Below are 23,401 nucleotides of genomic sequence, written 5' to 3'. Positions count from 1 at the left end.
CCGGAAGGCGCCGGTGTCCGCCAGTTGCAGACGAGCAAGCTCTCAGAGGGAAGCGATCTTGGTGAACAATGCAGCGCTGCGGCGCACCATCCATCCGGTTCACGCCGTTCTGCTGGCGGGCAGTCTGCCATTGTTCCTCGGCGCGTTGCTGAGCGATCTGGCTTACTCGTCCAGCTATCAGGTTCAATGGGCAAACTTCGCGTCCTGGCTCCTCGCCGGGGGATTGGTATTGGAAGGACCGGCGCTCCTGTGGAGCCTTGTCAGGCTGCTGCGTCCCGAAGTCAGGCGGGACCGCAGGTGGCTGTTGTTTGTGGTTTTTCTCGCTGCCACCTTCATTCTGGGCTTCGTTAACTCGCTGGTCCACGCGAAGGATGCGTGGGCCATGATGCCCGAAGCGATTTTCCTGTCCGTCATTGTCTTCCTGCTAGGCTGCGCCGCCACCTGGCTTGGGTTTTCACGTTTCGGGAAGGAGGAAGTATGATGAGAAAGGCAACTTTCTTCACGACCGCCTCGCTCGCTCTGATGGTGGCTGGATGCGGCAGCGACACGCAGGTCCAGCAATACGGTGAAAATCCCGAACTGCCCGGGAAGCAGCGCGGCCTGTTCCCCACGATGACGATCGCGGCTCCCGCTGCCTGGGGGGACAATCGCCCCATCGTTCCAAAGGGCTTCAAAGTCGAACCGATCGCCACCGATCTCAAGATCCCCCGGCAGGCTCTCGTCCTGCCGAATGGCGACATCCTTGTCGCCGAAGGGAAGGGCGGCGGCGACGCCCCGGTGACACGGCCCAAGGACCTCATCGCGGGCTTCATCAAGAAGAAGGGGACCAGTCCCGTCAAGGGCGGCGATCGCCTGACTCTCCTGCGCGATGCGGATGGTGACGGTCGTTACGAGTTCCGAGTCGTCTTCGCCGAACACCTGAATGCGCCTTACGGATTGGCGCTGGCAGGTGATCGTCTGTTCGTGGCCAATCAGGACGCCCTTGTCCGGTTCGATTACCGGATGGGGCAGATCCGGGCCAGCGGTCCCCCGATAACGGTTACCCGTCTACCGGCCGAGATCAACCATCACTGGACCAAGGCACTGGCTGCAAGCCACGACGGCCGCTTCCTTTACGTTGGCATAGGCTCGAACAGCAACATCGGCGAACGCGGCATGGCCGTCGAGGAAGAACGCGCCATGGTGTGGCAGGTCGACGCCGAAACGGGCGCGTCTCGCCGTTTCGCAACCGGGCTTCGCAATCCGACCGCGCTGGCGATGCAACCGGGGATCGGACAGCTCTGGGCCGTCGTCAACGAACGAGATGAACTGGGGCCGAACCTTGTTCCGGACTATCTTACTGCAGTGCGGGCAGGCGCGTTCTATGGCTGGCCGTACGCGTACTGGGGGAACAATCCAGACAAGCGCGTACGCCCCTTCAAGCCGGAAATGGTGAAGAAGGCGATCCGCCCGGACTATGCGCTGGGGTCGCACACCGCACCGCTCGGACTGGCATTCTCGAACGCAGCGATGGGCGCGCGCTTTGGGAGCGGCGTTTTTGTGGGCATGCACGGGAGCTGGAATCGTGAGAGGCCGGTCGGCTACAAGGTAGTCTTCGTACCCTTCCGTGATGGCCGGCCCGCCGGTGCGCCGGTCGATTTCGTCACCGGGTTTCAAAAGGACGGCGCGACATTCGGGCGCCCCGTCGGCGTGGCCGTCGATCCGCGCGGGGCGTTGATCGTGGCGGACGACCTGTCCAACACGGTGTGGCGCATCACGCCCACATCAAACCGCCCGCCGGGCCAGGCCGCTGCAGAGCAGGGCGGTGAATGAGCGTGTGACCTTCGTCGGGCGTCAGGCGGTGCTGAATGGAAAACGACGCCGGACTGTGGCTGCCATCAACTCATGTGCACTTAAGCCCTGAGCCGACCCGCCGGTTAAGCGGCAGACCGATCGCAGGACCGATCCGGGCACCGCGCGAACCCGACAGATGTTTCCGTCAGGAGTGACGAGATGCGCTTGCAAGTAGAAGCCCTGTTGAACTACCGGATGTTGGCACCTGCGGACATCCTGCTTGCAATCGAAGCGGCTCCGACAGCGGAGCAGCGGCTCATCGAGGACAGGCTGACCGTGAATGTCGCCGAACCGCTTCAGACGGTGCCGGGCGACGATGGTGTGGGGCGTCGGACCTGGGTCCATGCCGAAGGGGACTTTCGAGCGGAGTACCGCGGTCTGCTCGCCGTCGAAAGGCAGGCTGTTCCGATCGACGGCCTGAGCGTCACGCCCCGTCGCGCCTTGCCTGCTCACGTCATCCCCTACCTCTGGCCAAGCCGGTTCTGCCAGTCGGACCGCTTTACCTCCTTTGTGGCCCGGGAGTTTGGACCACTGGAGGGCGGGGCGCTGGTCAGCGCGATGGCAGCCTGGATCGCAGAGCATATCGATTATCGCAGCGGAGCCAGCAACCAGATGACGAGCGCGGTCGACACCTTCGTGGCACGTGAAGGCGTATGCCGCGACTTCGCGCATGTCATGGCGGCGTTCAGCCGCGCCGCCGGGATTCCCGCGCGCCTGGTCTCTGCCTATGCCTGGAAGCTGGACCCTCCGGACTTCCACGCCGTCGTCGACGTATGGTTGGACGGATGCTGGCATCTGGTGGATGCAAGCGGACTTGCGCCCACCGAAGGCCTGATTCGGATTGCGGTAGGGCGGGATGCGACGGATATTTCCTTCATGACGATCTTTGGGCAAGCCGAACTGCTATCGCAGACCGTAAGCGTGACCAGGCTGGATTAGGGACGGGTGAAGCTGGCGAAGCGGTCCGTTCTGATCATGCGTGTGGCTATCGCGTTAAGCCTCTGATGCCGAAGGGGCCTTTCTCATCGACGAGCCCGGTCCGCATGCAGGAGCCCCATAGCAAGGCAGGGGGCCACTCGTCGTGATAAGGCGGAACTAGGCTGACGGTCGCCGCATCACGGCGGCAATGGCAGCGATCCGTTCCACTTTTGCGTAGGCGGGGTTCTCGAGCTCTTCCCCGAAGACGTCCGGATCGATTTCCTCGTAGCGCAACGAACAGCCCGCATCCGCAGCGACGGCTTGCAACTCGCGCGCCAGATGATCCTCTCCGTCGACGAAGGCGCTTCCCGTGTAAAGAATGAAGCGGCCGCCCGGCGCCAGGCGAGCGACCGCCATCCGCGCCATCGAAAGGGAAATGCCGCTGCCGTGGTGTCCACCACCATCGCGGTAGTCGCGCGCACTTTCATCGACCATGAAGGGGGGATTGGCGAGGGCAAGGTCAATGGGGTCCACGATGGATTCCAGCGTCGAGCCGAGCACCGCCGTTGCGGCGAATCCGGCCGACGCCAAGTTGATCTCGGCAAATCGCAGCGCCTGCGGATTGATGTCGGTGATCGTCAGCGACGGTTTGGAACAGAGATGGGCGGCCACGATGACTCCGACGCCGGATCCCGTTCCCATGTCGACGACGTGAGCGCCGGCCGGCGGCGGCATAGTCTGAAGCTCGGATGTGATCAGCCGGGCAAACCGGTAGCTGTCCGGCCCGAAGAATACGGCATCCCGGCTCTCGGTGGGATAGGCGGAGTGGAGATAGAGGTCAGGGCCGAGTGAGGAGACCCGCACGGTCGAACGGCAAAGCGCTCCCTCATCCTCGACTATGCCGGCGTCTGTCATAAGCGACAGTAAGGCCGCTGGGATGGCGTCGCGATCAAAGGGCAGGCTCCACCCGAAGATGTCGCGCGTCGTCCGGGCGATGGCACGATCCGGCCGTGCGAGTACCCGCGCATGCGTGGCCGGGGTGGGCGTAACGAAGGAGTAGCCGGCGCCGCGAAGGCCGGTGAGCAACTGGAGTAGCGCGGCGTCGCGGCTCGCGGGTCCTTGTTGATCGCGGGTCGTCACGTACATTCGCCACATCTCCGAAGCCTGACCAGCCCCGATGTAACCGGCGGGTCGCATGGTTGTTGCAGAACGATCCAGCACTCCGGTGTTTGCAACCGGCTAAAGCAGATCAAGAGCTTGCAGCGCCGGTTCGCGGGCGAGCAGCGTGCCTCGGAACTGCCGTCACCCTCGGGCTTTACGCTGCACATGATGCGCGAGAGGCAAATACCCTGGTGGGAACGTGGCGTGATCTACCAGATCTATCCCCGTTCCTTTCAGGATTCCAACGATGACGGAATCGGCGATCTGGCCGGCATCGAAGCGCGCCTCGACTATGTGGCCGCGCTTGGTGTCGATGCCATCTGGCTCTCCCCCATCTATCCCTCGCCGATGGCCGACTTCGGCTACGATGTGGCGGACTACTGCGACATAGACCCCATCTTCGGCGATCTTGAGGCATTCGACCGACTGATTGCGGCCGTGCACGCCCGAGGGCTTAAACTGCTGCTCGATTTCGTGCCGAACCATACCTCCGACCGGCATCCGTGGTTCATCGAAAGCCGCTCCTCCCGAGACAATCCCAAGCGTGACTGGTACATCTGGCGCGATCCTGCGCCGGGTGGCGGCGTTCCCAACAACTGGATCAGCGACTTCGGCGGTTCATCCTGGGAATGGGACGAGGCCACCGGCCAGTACTACCTCCATGCCTTTCTGAAGGAACAGCCGGACCTCAACTGGAGGAATCCGGAGGTCCGCGCCGCCATGAGCGACGTGCTTCACTTCTGGCTCGGTCGCGGCGTTGACGGGTTCCGGATCGACGTACTGTGGCACATCGTGAAACATCAGGCGTTCCCTGACAATCCGCTCAACCCGGACTGGACCCCCGATGTCACGGAACGTGACCGCCTGCTCCAGCACTTCTCGACCGATCAGCCCGAGGCGCATGAGATTTCTGCGGAAATGCGGGCGCTGGCCGAAGATTATGGCGAACGGCTGCTCGTAGGAGAGATCTTCCTGCCTGCCGAACGTCACGCGCGGTGGTACGGCACGCCCGAACGCCCGCAGGTGCATTTGCCTTTCAACTTCCACTTGATTGAAAGCCCGTGGGACGCCGCACACCTGCGTGCCGTTATAGAGGACTACGAAGCCTCTCTCCCGGGCTTCGGATGGCCGAATTGGGTCATCGGCAGCCACGATGCTCCGCGTATCGCCGCGCGGATTGGCGAGGCGCAGGCGCGCGTGGCGGCCATGCTCCTGCTGACGCTGCGCGGTACGCCAACCTTGTACGAAGGCGATGAGCTGGGGATAGGGCACGTGACGATTCCTCCAGAGCGCATGCGCGATCCGCAGCATTTTCGTCAGCCCAGCCTCAACATCGGGCGCGATCGGTCCCGCACGCCTATGCCGTGGGATGCGAGCCCCCACGCTGGCTTCAGCACGTGTGAGCCGTGGCTGCCGCTCAACGACGACTGGCCGACGCGAAACGTCGCAGCGCAGGAGAGGGACCCCGGCTCTATGCTCAACTTCTATCGCCATCTTCTCGCCCTTCGACGGGCGCATCCAGCGCTCTCCGTCGGGTCTTTCACGATGGAGAAGGCAGAGGGCGACGTGCTGTCCTACGTTCGCCAACACGAAGGGGAGCGTTTGCGCGTCCTCCTCAACCTCGGTCCGGAACCTGTCCAGCCTCTGACCCGACAGGCCGAAAGTGTGCGAGACGTTCTTGCGTCGACCCTGCAGGCCAGACCTTACGACGGGACACTTCTGCCCGATGAAGGGCTAATTCTCAGCCTCGCTCCGGAGGCCTGAGGTGCGGATAGCCATGCTTGCGCCGATCGCCTGGCGCACGCCGCCTCGGCACTATGGCCCTTGGGAACTGGTGACGAGCTTGCTGACGGAAGAACTGGTGGCGCGCGGCATCGACGTGACCCTTTTCGCCACGCTGGACAGCAGGACCGCCGGACGCCTTGATGGCGTGGTCCCGGCGCCCTACAGCGAGGACACGTCGATCGATGCGAAGGTCTGGGAATACCGCCATCTCGCGCATGTTTTCGAACGTGCCGGTGAGTTCGACATCATCCACAACCAGGCAGACTTCCCGGCTCACGCCTTTTCCAGGCTGGTCGACACACCGCTTGTGACGACCATCCACGGCTTCTCGTCCGATCGCATCCTGCCCATGTACAAGCCTTTCGAGGACAGAGTGCATTTCGTGGCTATCAGTGCGGCCGACCGCCACCCATCGCTGCGTTACGAAGCGACAATCCATCATGGCATCGATCTGGAGACCTTTCCGCACAACCCGGACGGCTCCGACGACCTGCTCTTCTTCGGTCGCATCCATCCGGACAAGGGAGCCAAGGAGGCGCTCGATGTGGCTCGTGCTTCGGGGCGCTTCCTTGACCTTCATGGCATCGTGCAGGACGAAGGCTACTTCGCGCGCGAGGTAGAGCCTCGCCTGGACCCGCAGCACGCCCGGTTCTGGGGACCGGCCGGAGGTGAGGGCAGGCTCAGGGCCCTCGGCAAGGCCCGGGCGCTTCTGCACCTCGTCAATTTTGACGAGCCGTTCGGCCTCTCCGTGGTGGAAGCAATGGCCTGTGGAACCCCGGTCATCGCTACGAGACGCGGTTCGATGCGGGAGATCATCGAAGATGGCGTCAACGGCTTCCTCGTGGAGACGCCTGAAGAGGCCGTCGCCGCAGTGAAGCGGGTGGACGAGATCGACCGGCTGAAGGTCAGGCGCAGCGTGGAGGAACGCTTCAGCGTCAGGCGGATGGCTGACGATTACATCGCCCTGTATCACGATATCCTGGACAGGGACCGCCGGCGTCCTGCTGGAGCCGTACCGGCGTGATTGTGCCAGCTTGCAGGTGGCGGCCGGCTCAATGCGGACCCGAATCCGCCGGCAGAACGACATCCGCCGGCTAAGCGCTCCCACCTGCGCAATCCCCGATCGGGGACGAAATCGCGGATGAGGGAAAGGTATCAGAATTGGGCCTTCTCATCGTCTTAGCGATCTAGAGAGTGGCTACTATCGGCAAAGCTGAAACTACGTCAGTTTCCCGCGGGAAGATGGCGGGCGTACTGCCCCGCCTATCAACGAAAGCCCGGCGGGAAGACCCTGATCGGGCACGAGGGAGAGTGCCGGATGAGAGTGCAGGCTTTGTTCGTTTCAGGCGTCAGCCTTCTGGCGTTCGCGTCACCTTCGGTGGCGCAGGACCAAGGCGCCTATCTTGATGAAATCGTGGTCGAAGCCCGCCGCCGTGACGAAAGCGCCCAGGAGGTTCCGCTGGTGGTCAATGCGGTGACGTCGGATACGATCGAGAAGCTCAATATCCGAGAATTCAAGGAAATCACCTCTCTCGTTCCCGGCTTGAACATGGCTTCCAACGCTAACGGGATCGGCACCACGTCATCCGTGCGTGGCGTCAACTTCGACGTGAACGCCAGCGGCAACAACGGCACCATCGAATATTATCTCAACGATGCCCCGATGAGCTCCGGGCCGCTGTTCCAGGCCCTGTACGACATCGGCCAGATCGAAGTCCTGCGCGGCCCCCAGGGCACGCTGCGCGGCCGTGCATCGCCTTCCGGCTCCATCACGATCACTTACAGGCGGCCCGACATGCAGGAAGTCGGCGGCTATGTGAACACGACGGTGAACGACATCGGCACGTGGAATGGCAATCTCGCGTTGAATATTCCGGTTGTCGCCGATGTCCTCGCGGTTCGTGTCGCCGGGCTGCTCCAGGATGACGAAGGTAACCGAGTCCGCAGCATCAACAACGACCGCAAGCCGTTCAACCGCGCGCAGTCAGGCCGTGTCACCGTTGCTTTCACGCCGACGGACTTCCTCAGCTTCGATGGGATGTACCAGAACGTCAACACGGAAAGTGCCCAGTTCGCCCAGGTCGCATCGTTCAGCAACTACTCGCTTGGCGCTCCAAGCAGTCCGCGGCCGATCAGCGCACGCGAACGCCTTGGCGTCGCACGCCTCCCGCGCGCGATTGAGCAGAATTACGACATGTTCACGTGGCGGGCCGCGCTGCAGTTCGCCGGACAGAAGCTCACGTATGTCGGCAGTCGTCTTGAGCAGGACATCAACTCGGCAGACCCTAACCTGGGCGATCCGAACGCATTCTTCGATGAGCCCTACGATGGCACTGTGACTCACACCTATACAAAGGGCACCAGTCACGAGGTCCGCCTGCAGAACGAAGCGCGGGTCTTTGACATGTTTGACTACGTTGCAGGCTATTTCCGACAGACGCTGAACTCACCGTCGGATCTCCTTCAGGATACTGCCCTCGGTCTGCCGAACGGTCAGCTTATCCAGGTTATCACGACACCAATCGCACGTCGCGGCTCCAGCAAGGAAGAATCGTTCTTCGGCAACATCACTGTCCATTTGGGGGAAGGGACCGAGTTTTCCGGTGGCGCACGGCACATCAAGTTCAGCAACAAGGCATCGCTGGCCGTCGCTGGTAACATCGTGCCGGCAGCCAACGACGACCGGGAGTTCTCAAAGACGATCTTCGCGGCCTCTGCCAAGCATCGTTTCAACGATTCCATCATGGCTTACGTAAATTTCGGTACTTCGTTCCGCCCGGGCATCAGCGTGACCGGAGACTTCAGCGTTGCGCGATCGCCTTTGGAGAACAGCTTCCTCATCCTTCCGCCCGAGACATCAAAATCCTACGAAGCGGGGGTGAAGCTGGACTTGCTGGATCGGAAGCTGCGGCTCAACCTTGCAGTCTACCAGCAGGACTTCAAGAACTATCCTTATCGCTCTGCTTCCGGCGTCTATTTTGTTCAGTATGATGCCGCCCGCGACGCGTCAGGAGCTGTAACGGTCACGCCAAGCACCCGGTTGTTCAATTTCGTCTCACCGGTACCGGTTCGAGTGCGTGGCTTTGAGGCCGAACTGACGTACAGGCCCGACAACCACTTCAGTCTCAGCGCCAATGTCGCTTATGCGGATGGCAAGATCCGCAACGGCCTGGTGGCGTGTAACGACCTCAACAAGGATGGCATTCCCGACATCGTGACTACCGCTCCCACTGTGGCGGAGCTTCAGGCGGCATACGGGGCGGACAATCTCGCCGCCTGCAACGTTTCCGAGCGATCCGCCAACGCACCGCGGTGGAGCGGGAATATTCAGAGCGAGTACTCGCTGCCGGTTACGGATAGCATGGACGGATATCTGCGGGGTCTGCTCTCGTGGAACGGTAACAGCCAGAATGATCCGGTCAATGCCTTCGACGATTACGGAGCCTATGCTCTCCTGAACCTCTACGCCGGCCTTCGGGCCGCCGATGGAGCCTGGGAAGTATCGGCCTTCGTGAAGAACCTGACGAACAATCGTACGGTGCTTTCGGTAGGCAACGGCCCACTCGCCACGCCGTATCGTAATGCTGCCGCAGGGGGCGCGCCCGCCACCTTCACCGGTACTTACACCAATGTAAGCATGGTAGCACCTCGGGAGTTCGGCATCACAGGCCGCATCGCGTTCGGCTCGCGCTGATCCGACCTGAAAGCGGGCAGTGGCACACAGCGGGTGTGCCACTGCTTTCCCTCGTCAGTAAAGCAACTCCCTGTATGGGATAATATATCTTATGTAAAATAGGATCGGGGCCCTTACTGATGGATCGGCGTGAGGTACTGTCATTTCCGACACTTTCCCGATCTGCCTGGGAAAGTGTCACAGGTGATTCTCAAGCGGCATCTGCTGTCGGAAAGCCTCGCGGTACGCGCGTGCATCTTCGAGTTCGCAGCTTTCGAAACGGCCTCGTCAGCCGGGGCGCATCACCGGTTGCTGCCACGCGCCGAGGCAGCAGGAAGCCGTGCATGCAAGGCGCGGCGGATATGGGCGATCATCAGGGCTTCCGCCCAGTCCGGGTCGCCCTGCTTCAGTGCGGCGGTGATTTCGACATGCTCGCTGTAGCTGCGCAGGAGCTGCTCGCGATCGTATGCGAGCGCGGTTTGTTGGACGACCGGCTGCATCACCAACTTGCCAAGCAAGGACGCCAGCCGGTCGGATGCCGCAGTCTGCAGAATGAGAGAGTGAAACTCCGCGTTGGCCGCAAGGTACGTCTGAACGTCGAAATCCGATGCTTCAATGACGGCCCGCATTGCCTCATTAATCAAAGCGAGCTTCGCCAGCACGCCCTCGTCGCAGCGTGACGCTGCGCGCCGGACGGCGTAGGCTTCAAGCATTCCCCGTAAGGTAAACACCTCTTCTATGTCATCGATGGACCACTGCGCGACAAAGGAACGCTGGCTGTCCGTACGCCGGACGAAGAGCTCGGCCTCGAGCCGACGAATAGCCTCCCGGACCGGGGTGCGCGACACCCCGCAGATGGTGGCAAGCTCTTCTTCCTTGAGCTGTGTGCCAGGCGCGAGGGCACCCGATAAAATCCGGCCACGCAATTCCAGGTAGGCCTGATCGCTTGCTTTGGACACGACACTTTCCCTGAAGAGACGATCTTGCACATCGCTTCGTGCCTCCGCACCAAGCAGACGTTGCGAACGCTTCCATGTGCCACGACTCCTGTCTGTCTTGAAGCGGATTGTATACTAAGGGGGGTATATTCGTTCCAAGAGTCTCCTGAAACGCTCTACGGCCTTCCGGGCTTCAATCAGCGCTCTTGCCCAAGGCAGCCGCGGCGGCGTAAGCGCCTGAAGATACGCCAATAGCGGTGGTAGAATTTCAGGCGGATCATATGGCTCTCTCGCGCACCCGAACTTCCCGTGCGACCAAAGCGGCTCCTGCCAGGAGCAAGGCTCCTGCAAAGGCCGGAGGCGCCAGCCTGCAGGCCACCAAGGCAGCCCAGACCCGGGCCCGATTGATAGATGCGACGGTCCGTTGTCTCGTCAAGCATGGATATGCCAACACCACGACGCCGCGCGTCGCTGCCGAAGCAGGGCTGTCACGCGGCGCAATGATGCATCACTTCGAAAATGGTGCAGCCATGATCAAGGCGACAATCATCGAACTTCACGAGAAGCGCCTTCGGGCCTTCCGTCGCGCGGCCGAGAGGCCGGAGGATCACGACGTCGACACGCTTGTCGAAACCTACTGGGCGCAGGTGCAGAAACCGGCCTTCATCGCCTTCCACGAACTGGCGGTGGCCGCGCGGACTGACAAGGATCTGGGAGCAATCCTGTTTCCGCTACAGGAAGAGTTCCGCGAACGATTCAATGCTCTCGCAGAGACGCTTTTCCCCGAATGGCGGGAGGCGCCCGCAGAGTTTGAACTTGCGATGAGCCTGTCGCAAACCATTCTGGAAGGCATGGCGATTGCCGTTCAGACCGGTGCGATGGACAAGGCCAAAGTGCCGCCCATGCTCACTTATCTGGAGGAACAGATTCGTAAGCTGATGCCGCGCGCCGAGATGAGGTCGCCTGAATAAAAACAGTCCTGTTTGTCTTTTTATGCTGCGGGGGTTAGGGTGCTGTGTGGCAGGAAGACCTGCACTGCCGCAGACCCCGTGGTGATTCGCAAGGACGACAGATTTGAACGCGCCCCGATCTTTCACCCCCAAGACATTCCGCCCTGAAGATGACGGACCGGATCGCCCGGCCCGCGGCCTCGACGAAGAAGCTCTGCGCCAGCAATCCACGATTTATCGTGAGGGTATGCTGGACGGAAAGACCCTGCTGGTCTCCGGTGCGGGAAGCGGCATGGGCAAGGCGGCCGCGTTGCTTGCCGCCAGGCTGGGCGCAAACGTGGCGATCTGCGGCCGTGACCCGGACAAACTGCAGTCAACCGTCGACCTGGTGCGCGATGAAGTTGGAACGGACGTGCTGGCGGTGCCGACGAACATACGTGACCCTGAAGCCATCGAGACCCTGATCGGCACGGTTCACGATCATTTCGGCGGCCTCGATACACTGGTGAACAACGCGGGCGGCCAGTTCCCACAGGACGCCATCGACTTCAGCCGCAAGGGGTGGCTGGCGGTCATCGACACCAATCTCAACGGAACCTGGTGGATGATGCAGGAAGCCGCCAAGCGCTGGCGGGCTGACGGCAAGCCCGGAAACATCGTCAATATCGTTGCGAACGTGGAACGCGGCATGCCGCAGGCCGCGCATACCTGCGCCGCACGGGCCGGTGTCATCTATCTTTCGAAGACCCTCGCCACCGAGTGGGCGCAGTGGAACATACGGGTGAACTGCATAGGTCCAGGTGTGATCGAGACAGAGGGGTTCCGCATGTATCCCGAGGAAGCGCTCGCCCGCTTCCACAAGGCGAACCCCATGAAGATGCGGGGCAACGCCTGGGACGTGGCCGAAGCGATTGCCTATCTCGCCTCCCCGGCGGCCCGCTTCATCAACGGCGACCTCATCATCATGGATGGCGGACAGGCGCAATGGGGCGTGATCTGGCCTGCGGGTATCCCCGATTACTTTAGGGAAGACGGAGCGGCATAGTAGGCCATCAGGGACGGTCGCTTACCGTCCGGCGAAAGGACATTCGACAGGCTGACTGGGAGAGAGCCATGGGACGGGTTGAAGGCAAGATTGCACTGGTCACCGGCGGCGGCTCCGGCCTCGGGGCAGCCGACTGCGAGGCCCTTTCTCGCGAAGGTGCAACCGTGGTGGTTACCGACGTGAAGCTCGAACCGGCGTTGGCCGTGGCCGACCGCATCGGCAATGGCGCTCTCGCAATGGCCCTCGACGTGGCGGACGAGGCCCAGTGGGTCGCGGTCATGGAGGAGATCGAGGCGCGGTTCGGCCACCTCGACATCCTCGTCAACAATGCAGGCGTCGTCCTCAGCGCAGATGTGGAGAACACGACGCTGGAGCAGTTCCGCTGGGTTAACGCCATCATGACCGAAGGGGTGTTCCTCGGCTGCAAGCACGCCATCCCGCTGATGAACAAGGGTAATGGTGGATCCATCATCAATATGAGTTCGACGGGCGCCTTGCTTGGGTATCCCATCTTCTTCGCCTATTCGGCGGCCAAAGGCGCGGTGCGGTCCATGACCAAGTCGGTCGCGGTGATGTGTCAGGAAAAAGGATACAAGATTCGCTGCAATTCCGTGCACCCCGGGTCGATAGAAACGGCCATGGTGCAAATGGCGGAGGGACGTGTGAATCAGCCGAAGGACATACCCGACGGCGTGCTGCCACCGGGCATGCCGGGTCATCCGAAGGACGTGGCGGCGCTCGTGCTGTTCCTTGCATCGGACGAGTCGCGCTTCATTACCGGGGCGGAGCTTGTGGTGGATAACGGCGTTACTATCCGGCCATTCTAAACGCAGGCCTTGCCGGGAAGCGACGGCTTCCCGGCAAGGTGCCGGCTATCAGGGAGCCGTCATGCGTCGATCGAGTTCGGCGTGGAAGTGCCGCAAGCGACCTTCCTGTTCGCTCCACAAGGGTCCGCGAAAGCCCCTTGATCGTGCGCCCGCCTGGACGATGGGGAGAAGATCGGAGTCCTGATCAAGGACTTCCCCCAGTCCCGGCGGTGCTCCCAAAGGCGTGTGCACGACCTCAGGCCTTGTACCGCCCGACATGTCCGTACCTTCGGCCAGCCCCATCCACGCGGGAGCGCGGTAGCCGGGGGCATCTACATGGCGATAAAGGATACAGGTGTCGTAAGTGAACTGGTTGGGGTCATCGGCGTGCGGCAGGAATCGATGAAGGAAGATCGCCTCCGGATGGCATCCGATCTGCACATTCGGGAACAAGCTGTAGACGACGGAGTCACTGAGCTGGCTGTCGCTGAACCGGTCATATCCGAGCCCCAGTTCGTCTGAGCGGCGGCGCTTCGCCTGCTGCACGGTATGCCGGGCCTCGGCCGCAGTCCCGCGGTATTCATTCGGATCGACGCCGGCATCGCTGAGCATGGACTGGATGCCCGGGTTTACCGTCTCCTGATCGGGATAGCGGGAGGCCGGCTGCGCGAAAGGCACGAACTGGCGCGACAGACCGCCAGGCCAAAGGTCTATCTGCGTACGATCATCCATCAGGCCCTGTGTCTGCGGATGAACGGCATGGAGGTGATAGGTTTCCGCGAAGGCATCGACGCCGCCCTTCCAGTTGGCCCCCCAGTCAGACCGGCGATGCTGAACGACGTACATCTTGTCGATATCGTAAAGCTCCAGCTGCGGGAGAATCGGGGCAAGCCATTGGCTCAGCGGCGCCACATCGGTGTCCATGCAAATGAACACAAGGCCTACCGCCACCTCGCATCGCACCGAAGTGAGGTCATGGCCATGACACAGCACCTCGGGACGGAACGTCTCCTCGTCCGTCACCGCCAGGTTGCGCCCTTCCAGATCGAACTTCCAGGAATGAAACGGGCAGGTAAACCGGTCCATCGATCCGAAATCAGCGGTGACCAGCCGGCTCCCGCGGTGAGGGCAAACATTGTAATGCGCCCGAATGACGCCGTCTTCTCCTCGCACGACGATGAAGCTTTCCGGGCCGATCGTGAACGTGAAGAAGTCGCCAGCCTCAGGGATATCTGAAGCCGGACCCGCTAGCAGCCAGCTACGCGCGAATACCTTGTCCCACTCCTCCCGCATGAAATCCGGGTCGTGGTAGCGGCGCGGATCCGGACGTTCGGTCCCGTTATCAATCTTGGGCACGGCCCGGGCGTTGAAGGGGTGCGGGGCACCGACGTGAATGTTCCAGTCGTCGAAGTCGAGCTTCATCATGGTTCCCTCTCCTCGGGATCAACCCGGCGGCCGCTTCTTGCACGACTCGCTTTTGCGGGTGAGCTTTGATTAGAAAACAGTCATGACTGTTTTTCAAGACGGGAGGGCCGTTTTCCCGACTCCGCAGCGTGAACTGCGGGGCGATCAAAGGCTCACTCGCCGGTCTTGTGCGCGGACCCTGTATCCTCCTCCCCGCGTCCGCTGCGCAGCGCATTGGCACGCGTGCGGATATAGTGGCGCAGGGCCTCAAGCTGGTCGGGCGTGAACTCACCAAACTTGGGCATTCCCGCCGGTACCAGCGCGCCGTTGCGCACGACCTCGGCAAATGCGGTCGGGTCCGCAGGAATGGGAGAGACCCGAAGATCGGGCGCCGTTCCGCCTGCAATCACCGCCGTGCCGTGGCACACCGCGCAACGCCCGCCGAAAATGCCCTCGCCCCTTGCAGCCTTGGGAGCGTCTGGCTTGAAACCCGGATCGTCGAAGGCGACAGCCTTGTAGGGCACGCGCGGCGGCAATTGCTGCTTGCCGCCGATGGCGAATGTGAGGACCCGCCGCGCTTGAGTCCGATAGTCGATATTGTACTGCGCAAACATGGGGCCGAACAGGCCCACGCTTGTACCGATACCCGCGATCACCGTCACGTACTGCCGGCCATTCGCCCGATAGGTGATCGGAGGCGCCACGACCCCTGCCCGCGCGTCGAAATTCCACAATCGCTTGCCCGTGCCGGCATCGTATGCAGAAAAGCCGCCATCCGGCCGGCCCTGGAACACGAGGTTGCCGCCAGTGGCCATGATCCCGCCGTTGCCATGGGTTGGCATCGGCAGCCTCCAACGGGCCTTCTGCGCCACCGGATCCCAGGCGATGAGCCAGCCTGTCACATCCTTACCCCCCGCATCAATCGCGTAGCCGACCCCCGGCGACAACGCCATCCCTTCGGCGAACTTGAAGTTCTCCCGGGTGATGCCGGTATCGTCGAAATGGACCTGAAGGTCGATCGCAGGGATGTACGTCAGCTTTGTCCTGGGGCTGTATGCCATCGGCATCCAGCTATGCGCTCCAAGCGGTGTCGGCCGGAACGTAGCCCTTCCGGTTTCATAGCGTATCCCGGGATTTTCGACCGGTCGTCCCGTCGCCAAATCGATCTTCTTCGCCCAGGTGACGTCTACGAAGGGCTCTGCCGATATGAGCCTGCCGTCCTTCCGGTCAATGACGTAGTAGAAGCCGTTCTTGGGAGCCGTCATGACCACCTGGCGCCGGACGCCCCCAATCGTCAGGTCGGCAAGCTGCATATCCATGGCGGCATTAAAGTCCCAACTTTCGCCGGGATTGATCTGGTAATGCCACTTGTACTTGCCCGTCTGCGCATCCAGAGCCACGATAGAGCAGACGAAGAGGTTGTCACCCTTGCCGAGCGAGCGGATCTTGTGGTTCCATGGCGCTCCGTTCCCGGTGCCCAGCAGAATCTGGTTATTGGCCTTGTCGTAGGTGATGGCGTTCCACACAGAACCGCCGCCCCCATACTTCCACCATTCACCACTCCAGGTCCCGGCGGCCATTTCCTGAGCTTCGTCCTCAAAGCCGTCTGCCGGGTTGCCGGGAACCGTGAAGAATTTCCACAGCTGCCTTCCGCTGTCTGCATCGAAAGCGGTCACGAAGCCACGCACAGCGCTCTCGTCAGAGCCTGCGTTTCCGATGATCACTTTTCCGTCGAATACGCGCGGTGGGCCGGAGATGAACATCGGCGCCCCCTCCTCCAGCGTCTGGACCGTCCAGACGGGTTTGCCGCTCCTCTCGTCAAGGGCAATGAGGCGGCCGTCCTGAGTGGCCGTGATGACCTTCCCGTTCCAGTAGGCGATGCCGCGGCTGCCCCATCCCTGTCGAAGCCGCACGCCGGAAGCCTCTGGCGCTTTGGGATCGTATTCCCACTTTACCTTCCCGGATACCGCGTCAATGGCTCGCACGACGGAGTAGCCGGCCGCCAGGTATACGGTGCCGCCGACTTCAATGGGGCCGGTAGCCGGGTTGCCCGGGGGCAGGTCCACCGCCCAGACAAGGCCCAGATCCGCGACGTTGCCGGTGTTGATGTCCTCCAGAGGGCTATAGTGCTGCTCGCCATAGGTGCGACCGAAGGCCGGCCAGTCTTCCCCGTCGCTGGCGTCGTCGAGTTGTCGCTCCCAGGTTGCGGTGGTGGCCCCTTTCTCCTCTGTGATGCGGCCTTCGGATCCGCATGCTGCAAGCGACCATGCCACTCCGATCACAAGGGCGTGGCTTCGCACATTACGAACACTCCTCACCGACGCTCCTTTCGTTCGCGGGGACGGACCGGATCTTCTTGCCCTGCCGGTTTTCAAAGATGGTCACCGAAAGAGACGCCAAGTTCGACGCCGAAATAGCGAGGCGGCCCGTACTGCGAATTGAGCCAGAGCCCGGCGACGTTCTGAATGCCGACCCGATAACGCTCGTCAGTCAGGTTCCTGCCGATCACGCGCACGTAATAGCGCTCATCAGCCTGCGCGAGCGTGAGCGATGCGTTCACCAGCGTCCGAGCGTTGAGGAAGGTATTGCCGAGCGGGTCATCGATGGCCTGCGTGTTGAGGTTGCGTCCGGTGTAAGCCACGTTGCCGTTGAGCGTGATCTTGTGATCACTGCCAAGCGGAAGCGAGTAGGCACCGTCGATGGTCCACTGCCATTTGGGCGCCCGGTCCAGCGGCGCGGACGCAAGATCGTACCCTGCGTTCTCCGCGGTGTAGCTGTTGTATTTGCCGTCCTGATAACCAAGCACCCCCCGCAGGGTCAGTCCTTCGATCGGAGTGGCGGAGAGCTCGGCCTCGATGCCCTTGACGGTGGCGCTGGCGGCGTTGACGAACAGCGTCACCTGGTTCGGCTGTCCATTCACCTGGATCGGAACGTTAAGCTGCTTCTGCAGATCCTTGTACTTTACGTAGAAACCGGTGAGATTGAAGCGGACCCGGTTGTCCAGGAACTGGGACTTGATGCCCGCCTCAAAACTGTCGGCGGTTTCCGGGCTCGTTGCGCGGGCGGCTTGCCGAAACGCGTCGAGGTCGCTTCCGAAAGCGGCAAACCCGCCGATCTGATCGTTAAAGCCGCCGCCCTTGTAACCCCGTGAATAGCCGCCGAAGATGAAGAGATCATCCGTTGCCTGATAGCTGATGCTGGCCCGATAGGTCGGCTCACGCCACTTGTCCTTCACGGTGACCACGCCCGCTGGGAAGTTGTAGACGCTTGCGTCCAGCGCTTCATCGATGACGATGCTGGGGTCGAAACCGCCATTCAGCGCCGGGATGTACGTTTGCTGCCGTCCCAGCCAGGTCTTGTCGTCCCAGGTGTAGCGCCCGCCCGCCGTTATCGTCAGCTTTTCGCCCAGCTTCAGCGTGCCTTCCAGGAACAGTGCACGCGACTTGGCCCGCTGCGCGTTGCACAGGAGATAGGGAGCGTCGTTGTTGTTGCCGAACGGAAGGGGACCCGCCGTCAGGTCAAGGAAGCCCAGCAGTTGCGCCACGCAGAAGTCGATCTTGTCGCGCTGATAGAAGCCACCCGCGACGAAGTTGAACGGCCCCTCCAGATCGGATGCGAAACGCAGTTCCTGTTGCCAGGTCTTCCGGTTATCGTCGCGCGTGGCATCGAAGAAGGAAAGGTATTGACCATCCGGTGCAATCGCTGTGGCGCCGGCGTAGGAATTGGGAAGGCGGGACCGTTGAGACCGATACCCGGACACCGATGTGATGGTGCCCACATCGGTGTTGTATTCGAGGTTCGCGTAGAAGCCGTCAACTGAAATCCGCTGCCCTTTGTCCATGTACATCAGGCCGTCGTGGCGCCCGGTGTACCCCGCCCGCTTGAGCGGATCCGTACCTTGTGCATCGGGATCGGTCAGCCCCAGAAGATCGGTCAGGAACGGATTGGTGCCCGTATAGAGATAGTTCTCGTTAACCGACGGCACCGAGTCCGAGCGGTCGCGGATCCATTCATACTGGAAAAGCGCGCTGAAGTCCGGCGACGGCTCCACCAGTAACTTCGCGCGGGCCTGCCAGACGTCCTTCCCGCCAAGAGTCTCGCCGCCAAGGCACCCCTGCGCGCCCTGGAACTTGTTGGGCACGAAGCCGGCCACGGGTCCGTAGCAGGCACCGTTCTTGTAGTAACCGTCGGATTTCTCGTAACCACCGACGATCCGCACGGCCGCGATGTCCCCGATGGGCACGTTCATCGCAGCCTGTACCTTCCGCTGACCGAAATCCCCGAATTCGGCACGGGCATCTACGCCCACATACTCCAGTTGCGGCCGCTTGGTCCGTACCGTCACTACACCGCCGGTGGTGTTCTTGCCAAACAGCGTTCCTTGCGGGCCGCGAAGGACTTCGACCTGCGCGATGTCAAAGGTATCCAGCAACTGTGTCTGCACGGAGGGCACGACGAAGTCATCGACCAGCACCGCCACCGGCGGTTCGAAGTACACGATGATCGAGGTCTGGCCGACCCCGCGCATAGCGAAACTCGCCGCGTTGAAGTTCGCGATGGTCGCGGCAGAAAAATTAGGCACGAACGCCGCCAAATCGCCAAGGTCGCGCGGTGCTGCCTGCGCGATCAGCGTACTGTCTACTGCTGAAACGGAGACGGGGGTGGATTGAAGGTCAGTGGCGCGCCGGGTCGCGGTCACGACGATCTCTGCCAATCCGGGGCTGGTTTGCGCGCTGGACTGTGACGCCGCGTCCGCCGGGGCTGTAGCCTGTGCGAACGCGGAAGTGCCTGCAAGTCCGGCGACAAGGGCAAACGCGCAAGACGAGCAGTAAAGCTGCCTGGTGATCATGCCTCTCTCCTAGTGCCCCGCCATTTTTTGCGGGTTCCACCAAGAAGTATCACGCTGACGGCGTTTGGCAATCATTCATGTATGTTTTTTTGTGCCATTCTCCCATAGATGTATCCGCAGGCAATGCAGATGCACTTCGGCTGCTCGAAAGAGCAAGCAAATGCCAAACATTCGTGATTGTTTTCTCAGCCGCATCGCCTATGCTCCCGCCGGTACGCGTCAGAAAAAGGCGCGGCATCGGAGAGACGCTGCGGGCCTTGTGCTCGCCCCTGAGAGGAGAGGCCACACATGGCTTTCAGTTTCCTGTCTCGCTTCCGCGTTCGCGATGACCGGGAGAATGACTTCATTGCCCTTGCACGGCAAATGGAGGAGCTTTCGGCACGGGAGCCGGGAACGTTGCACTACAAGTTCTTCCGCTTGGCCGATCCGGGCATGTACGCCGTTCACGAAAGCTTCGTGGATGAGGCTGCCGACCAGGCGCACATGGCCTACGACCACAACAAGCCCCTGATAGAACAGATCGTCGCCTGCATGGAAGGCACGTACGAGCGCGAGATGCTGTTCGATCTTGCTCCGCACGGGAGGGCATGATGGCCATTGCCGCCAAAAGCTTCATCGCGCGGTTGCGGACCCGTCCTGAAAAACGTGCCGACATGATCGCTCTGCAATCCGAACTCAGGGAGCTGGTCTTCGAGAACGAGCCGGATGCGCTGATCTACGAGCTGTTCCAGTCGGAGACCGATCCGGACCTGTTCCAGATCGTCGCCACCTTCCGCGATGAAGCGGCCTATGAAAAACACATGCATATCGACTTTCACGATCGGCTTGTTCCACCGATCCTCTCCTGCCTGGCCGAGGACATGAAGCTGGATTTCTATCGCGCCTTGCAATGAAGCCGTCCCGCCATCCGGCGCTTCGGGTCAGCGGCGGGGTAGCTCGTTCAGTCCATGGTCAGGACAACGCGGCCTGCCGCTTCCCCGGAAAACGCCGCGTACATAGCCGCAACATGGTCCGAAATCGGACGCCGCTCTGCTATGGCGGGTGAGAATGCGCCTTGTGCCGCAAGCTCCATGACGGCACGGCGCATGGCCTCTGCTTCGGCCGGGCGCTTGAGTGCATGATCCCGCATCTGCACTCCGATCAAGCTCGCGGACTTGAGCAGGGGCAGATTAGTACGAAGAGCCGCGATGCCGGCGGTGAAACCGATGACGAGATGCCGGCCGTCGTAGCCGAGGTTGCGGAAAGCAGGTTCCGTGGCGTCGCCTCCGACCGGGTCGAAGACTACGTCAATCGGCCTGCCGCCGTTTGCGGCAGCGACCTGCTCCCGCCAGTCCTGCGCCCCCGTTACGACGGTGGCGTGAGCGCCTCCCGCTTTGGCGAGTGCCCGCTTTTCCGGCGTTGAAGCGGAAGCGATGACATGCATTCCCAGATGCCGGCCTACCTGTATCGCCGCGTAACCCGTCCCACCGGCCGCGCCCAGCACAAGCAGGGTCTCTCCCGCCTTCGCTCGTCCGCGATCGGTCAGGGCGTACCATGCAGTCTGATAATTCACGGCGAAAACGGCAGCTTCCTCGAAGCTCATGGTGTCAGGCACCCTGGTCATACCGGCCGCCTTGAACCGGTTCGCTTCCGCAAAGACCCCGCCGATACCGCCACAGAAGACCCGGTCCCCCTCCTTCAGGTGAGTGACGCCCGCGCCGACGGCTTCCACCACGCCCGCCGCCTCGCTGCCCGGGATGAAGGGCAAAGGTGGCTTGAACTGGTACCGGCCCATGGCGGTGAGGACATCGACGTAGGACACCCCTGCGGCCTTGATGGCGACGCGGACCTCTCCTTCCTGCGGCGGACCCGGGTCGAACGCTTCCAGGGCATAGGCCTCGGGCGGCCCGAAGCTACGCCCAATGACAGCTGACGGCATGAAACCCTCCCTAATGTTGGCCGCCATCGCAGCGTACCAGCGAACCCGTCACGTTCACCGAAGCCGGGCTGGCAAGAAACAGAGCTGCCGTGATGATTTCTTCGGGGTTGGCAGCGTGGCCGCGGGGAATCGGGATCGGCCCCTGCCCTTTGTCCGGCCAGGCTTCGACAATATCGGTCCGGAAGGCGCCCGGCGAAAGCGTGTTGACGCGCACATGCGGTGCATACTCCCAAGCCAGCGATCGGCTCATCGCGTTCAAGGCGGCCTTGGATGAGCCATACGGCACGACCTGCGGCAGAGGCATCATCGAACCGGAGGAAGTGACATTGATGATGCAGCCGCCGGCGCCACCCGCCTCGGCCCGATCGAACATCCGCTTGCCCACGAGCGAAGACAGGCGGAACGGCCCCTTGAAGTTGAGACCCAGCACGGAATCGAAAAGCTTTTCCGAAACCTCGTGGCTGGGCGTCCGCGGGCTCATACCGGCATTGTTCACGAGAATATCGATCATACCCAACCGCGAACACGCCTCCTCGACAAGACGTTCGCAGTCGTCCCAGCGGCCGACATGGGCGCTGATCGCCAGAGCCTTGCATCCCAGCGCGCGCATCTCCTCGCACACCGCTTCGCAGGCATCCAGCTTTCGGCTTGCGACGATGACGTCGGCGCCGCGTTCCGCGAAAGCCCGCACCATCTGGTAGCCGAGTCCGCGGGAACCGCCCGTCACGAGAGCGACCTTGCCCGTAAAGTCGAACAGTGGGTCCACTTCAGGCCTCCCTTGCATTGGGATATCGCCTCAAGGCCTCGGCCGTACGCGTGGGGATATACTCGGTCGGGAATAGCCCGTCGGCAGGCGTCGTGGTCTTCATATAGGCCCGCGCGAGCTGCGACTTGTGGACGTCCGTCGGGCCATCGGCAAAGGCCAGTGACCAGTGCCCGGCGTACCAGTGTGCCAGCGGCATATCGAGCGAGATGCCGAGCGATCCATGAAGCTCGAGCGAGCGGCCAACCACGTCGTGGTACAGCTTGACGAGGCCGATCTTGCACATGCCGATCCATTTGCGCGCCGAGCCGTGCGGCATCCTGCCCGCTTCAACCTCGTCGATGATCCACGCCGTTTTGAGGACCAGCAGTCGGAACTGCTCGATCTCAAGGATTGAATCGGCAATCTTGGACTGGACCATCTGGTGATCACCCAGGAGTTTCCCGCGCGTCCTGCGCGACACGGCGCGTTCCAGCATCATCTCGAGGGCACGCTGGCACTTGCCGACAGTGCGCATGGCGTGGTGGATGCGCCCGCCGCCGAGGCGCGCCTGCGCAACCTTGAAGCCGCCTCCGAACTCACCCAGCATATGATCGGCAGGGATGCGCACCTTGTCGTAGTGGATATGGGCGTGGTGCCCTTCTTCCGGGTCTGTGTCTCCGACAATCGCCACGTTGCGCAGGATCCTGATGCCGGGCGTGTCGGCCGGCACGATGAACATGCTCATCCGCTCTGTAAGAGGCGCGGCCGGATCGGTGACCGCCATCACCAGCAGAAAAGTCGCGAGCTTCGCGTTGGACGAGAACCACTTCTCGCCTTCAATCTCCCATTCCTCCTCGCCGCTGTTGTTCGTCACCCTTGTCGCGCGGCAGGTGAACTCACCTGGATCAGCACCGCCCTGCGGCTCGGTCATCGAGAAGCAGGAGACGATATCGCCGTCCATGAGCGGCTGCAGGTACTTCTCCTTCTGCTCAGCCGTTCCAAACATAGCCAGGATCTCGGCGTTACCGGTATCCGGCGCTGCCGTGCCGAACACCGTAGGAGCCCAGGAGGAACGGCCGATGATCTCGTTCATCAGGGCCAGCTTGACCTGGCCGTAGCCCGGCCCGCCGAGGTTGGGACCCAGATGGCAGGCCCAAAGCCCCCTGGCCTTCACTTGCTCCTGAAGCGGTTTCAGGTGCCGTCTTGCGTCGCTCCGATGCGTTTCGAAGTTCACCGAATTGCCGGGCCAGAGCAGGTCCATCGTCTCGCATTCCTCGCGGACGAATGTCTCCATCCAATCGAGCTTGGCTTGGAATTCGGGTTCTATGGAAAAGTCTATCATGACATCCTCTCGGCCGCTGCAGGCGGCGGCTACG

At 62.0% G+C, this 23,401-nt stretch carries 19 protein-coding genes; 11 read left to right on the top strand and 8 right to left on the bottom strand.

What is annotated here, in order from left to right:
- Positions 1-61: 61 nt before the first annotated feature.
- The 3 genes from QOL62_RS11475 to QOL62_RS11465 all read left to right on the top strand — a co-directional run bounded on the left by QOL62_RS11475 (position 62) and on the right by QOL62_RS11465 (position 2,772).
- The gene (locus QOL62_RS11475) at positions 62-481 is read left to right on the top strand and encodes a DUF2231 domain-containing protein (RefSeq protein ID WP_283406329.1); all 420 of its coding nucleotides are present in this window, start codon (positions 62-64) and stop codon (positions 479-481) included.
- On the top strand, positions 481-1,812 hold the full coding sequence (locus QOL62_RS11470; protein ID WP_283406328.1) for a PQQ-dependent sugar dehydrogenase: 1,332 nt from the start codon (positions 481-483) through the stop codon (positions 1,810-1,812). The genes QOL62_RS11475 and QOL62_RS11470 overlap by 1 nt, the downstream gene beginning before the upstream one ends.
- 180 nt (positions 1,813-1,992) lie before the next feature.
- Positions 1,993-2,772: a transglutaminase-like domain-containing protein gene (locus tag QOL62_RS11465; RefSeq protein WP_103730866.1), complete on the top strand. Its 780-nt coding sequence runs from the start codon at positions 1,993-1,995 to the stop codon at positions 2,770-2,772.
- 156 nt (positions 2,773-2,928) lie between these two features.
- Here the strand turns inward: QOL62_RS11465 and QOL62_RS11460 are convergent, their stop codons facing one another.
- Positions 2,929-3,897: a methyltransferase gene (locus QOL62_RS11460; RefSeq protein WP_283406327.1), complete on the bottom strand. Its 969-nt coding sequence runs from the start codon at positions 3,895-3,897 to the stop codon at positions 2,929-2,931.
- A gap of 183 nt (positions 3,898-4,080) precedes the next feature.
- Between QOL62_RS11460 and QOL62_RS11455 the strand changes: the two genes are divergently transcribed.
- The 3 genes from QOL62_RS11455 to QOL62_RS11445 all read left to right on the top strand — a co-directional run bounded on the left by QOL62_RS11455 (position 4,081) and on the right by QOL62_RS11445 (position 9,391).
- Positions 4,081-5,676, top strand: a complete 1,596-nt coding sequence (locus QOL62_RS11455; RefSeq protein ID WP_283406427.1) for an alpha-amylase family glycosyl hydrolase — start codon at positions 4,081-4,083, stop codon at positions 5,674-5,676.
- A 13-nt stretch (positions 5,677-5,689) separates the two neighbouring features.
- Positions 5,690-6,721, top strand: coding sequence for a glycosyltransferase family 4 protein (locus tag QOL62_RS11450; protein ID WP_283406326.1), 1,032 nt, complete (start codon positions 5,690-5,692; stop codon positions 6,719-6,721).
- A gap of 294 nt (positions 6,722-7,015) precedes the next feature.
- The gene (locus QOL62_RS11445) at positions 7,016-9,391 is read left to right on the top strand and encodes a TonB-dependent receptor (RefSeq protein WP_283406325.1); all 2,376 of its coding nucleotides are present in this window, start codon (positions 7,016-7,018) and stop codon (positions 9,389-9,391) included.
- 281 nt (positions 9,392-9,672) lie between these two features.
- Here the strand turns inward: QOL62_RS11445 and QOL62_RS11440 are convergent, their stop codons facing one another.
- On the bottom strand, positions 9,673-10,329 hold the full coding sequence (locus QOL62_RS11440) for a GntR family transcriptional regulator (protein WP_283406324.1): 657 nt from the start codon (positions 10,327-10,329) through the stop codon (positions 9,673-9,675).
- A gap of 260 nt (positions 10,330-10,589) precedes the next feature.
- Here QOL62_RS11440 and QOL62_RS11435 point away from each other — a divergent pair, with 260 nt between their 5' ends.
- The 3 genes from QOL62_RS11435 to QOL62_RS11425 all read left to right on the top strand — a co-directional run bounded on the left by QOL62_RS11435 (position 10,590) and on the right by QOL62_RS11425 (position 13,130).
- On the top strand, positions 10,590-11,279 hold the full coding sequence (locus QOL62_RS11435) for a TetR/AcrR family transcriptional regulator (protein ID WP_283406323.1): 690 nt from the start codon (positions 10,590-10,592) through the stop codon (positions 11,277-11,279).
- A 103-nt stretch (positions 11,280-11,382) separates the two neighbouring features.
- Positions 11,383-12,303: an SDR family oxidoreductase gene (locus QOL62_RS11430; RefSeq protein WP_283406322.1), complete on the top strand. Its 921-nt coding sequence runs from the start codon at positions 11,383-11,385 to the stop codon at positions 12,301-12,303.
- Positions 12,304-12,371: 68 nt separating this feature from the next.
- Complete coding sequence (locus QOL62_RS11425) at positions 12,372-13,130, top strand: SDR family oxidoreductase (RefSeq protein ID WP_283406321.1); 759 nt, start codon at positions 12,372-12,374, stop codon at positions 13,128-13,130.
- A 48-nt stretch (positions 13,131-13,178) separates the two neighbouring features.
- On the opposite strand, the gene QOL62_RS11420 is transcribed toward QOL62_RS11425, so the two are convergent.
- The 3 genes from QOL62_RS11420 to QOL62_RS11410 all read right to left on the bottom strand — a co-directional run bounded on the left by QOL62_RS11420 (position 13,179) and on the right by QOL62_RS11410 (position 19,362).
- Entirely contained in the window at positions 13,179-14,531 is a 1,353-nt protein-coding gene (locus tag QOL62_RS11420) for an aromatic ring-hydroxylating oxygenase subunit alpha (protein ID WP_103730891.1), read from the bottom strand.
- Positions 14,532-14,686: 155 nt separating this feature from the next.
- Positions 14,687-16,831: a PQQ-dependent dehydrogenase, methanol/ethanol family gene (locus QOL62_RS11415; RefSeq protein ID WP_283406320.1), complete on the bottom strand. Its 2,145-nt coding sequence runs from the start codon at positions 16,829-16,831 to the stop codon at positions 14,687-14,689.
- Between the two features lie 53 nt (positions 16,832-16,884).
- On the bottom strand, positions 16,885-19,362 hold the full coding sequence (locus QOL62_RS11410) for a TonB-dependent receptor (protein ID WP_283406319.1): 2,478 nt from the start codon (positions 19,360-19,362) through the stop codon (positions 16,885-16,887).
- A gap of 288 nt (positions 19,363-19,650) precedes the next feature.
- Here QOL62_RS11410 and QOL62_RS11405 point away from each other — a divergent pair, with 288 nt between their 5' ends.
- A complete protein-coding gene (locus QOL62_RS11405; protein WP_103730856.1) occupies positions 19,651-19,953 on the top strand; it encodes a putative quinol monooxygenase in 303 nt (100 codons plus the stop codon).
- The gene (locus QOL62_RS11400) at positions 19,953-20,255 is read left to right on the top strand and encodes a putative quinol monooxygenase (protein ID WP_233204179.1); all 303 of its coding nucleotides are present in this window, start codon (positions 19,953-19,955) and stop codon (positions 20,253-20,255) included. The genes QOL62_RS11405 and QOL62_RS11400 overlap by 1 nt, the downstream gene beginning before the upstream one ends.
- A gap of 47 nt (positions 20,256-20,302) precedes the next feature.
- On the opposite strand, the gene QOL62_RS11395 is transcribed toward QOL62_RS11400, so the two are convergent.
- From QOL62_RS11395 to QOL62_RS11385, 3 genes are read right to left on the bottom strand one after another with little or no spacing between them, the layout of a single operon-like run.
- Positions 20,303-21,280, bottom strand: a complete 978-nt coding sequence (locus QOL62_RS11395; protein WP_283406318.1) for an NADPH:quinone oxidoreductase family protein — start codon at positions 21,278-21,280, stop codon at positions 20,303-20,305.
- 10 nt (positions 21,281-21,290) lie between these two features.
- On the bottom strand, positions 21,291-22,046 hold the full coding sequence (locus tag QOL62_RS11390; protein WP_283406317.1) for an SDR family NAD(P)-dependent oxidoreductase: 756 nt from the start codon (positions 22,044-22,046) through the stop codon (positions 21,291-21,293).
- 1 nt (position 22,047) lies between these two features.
- A complete protein-coding gene (locus tag QOL62_RS11385; protein WP_283406316.1) occupies positions 22,048-23,367 on the bottom strand; it encodes an acyl-CoA dehydrogenase family protein in 1,320 nt (439 codons plus the stop codon).
- Positions 23,368-23,401 lie beyond the last annotated feature (34 nt).

The organism is Novosphingobium panipatense (assembly GCF_900182875.1).
Taxonomy (GTDB): Bacteria; Pseudomonadota; Alphaproteobacteria; order Sphingomonadales; family Sphingomonadaceae; genus Novosphingobium; species Novosphingobium panipatense.
This window is presented reverse-complemented; position numbering and strand designations above follow the sequence as displayed.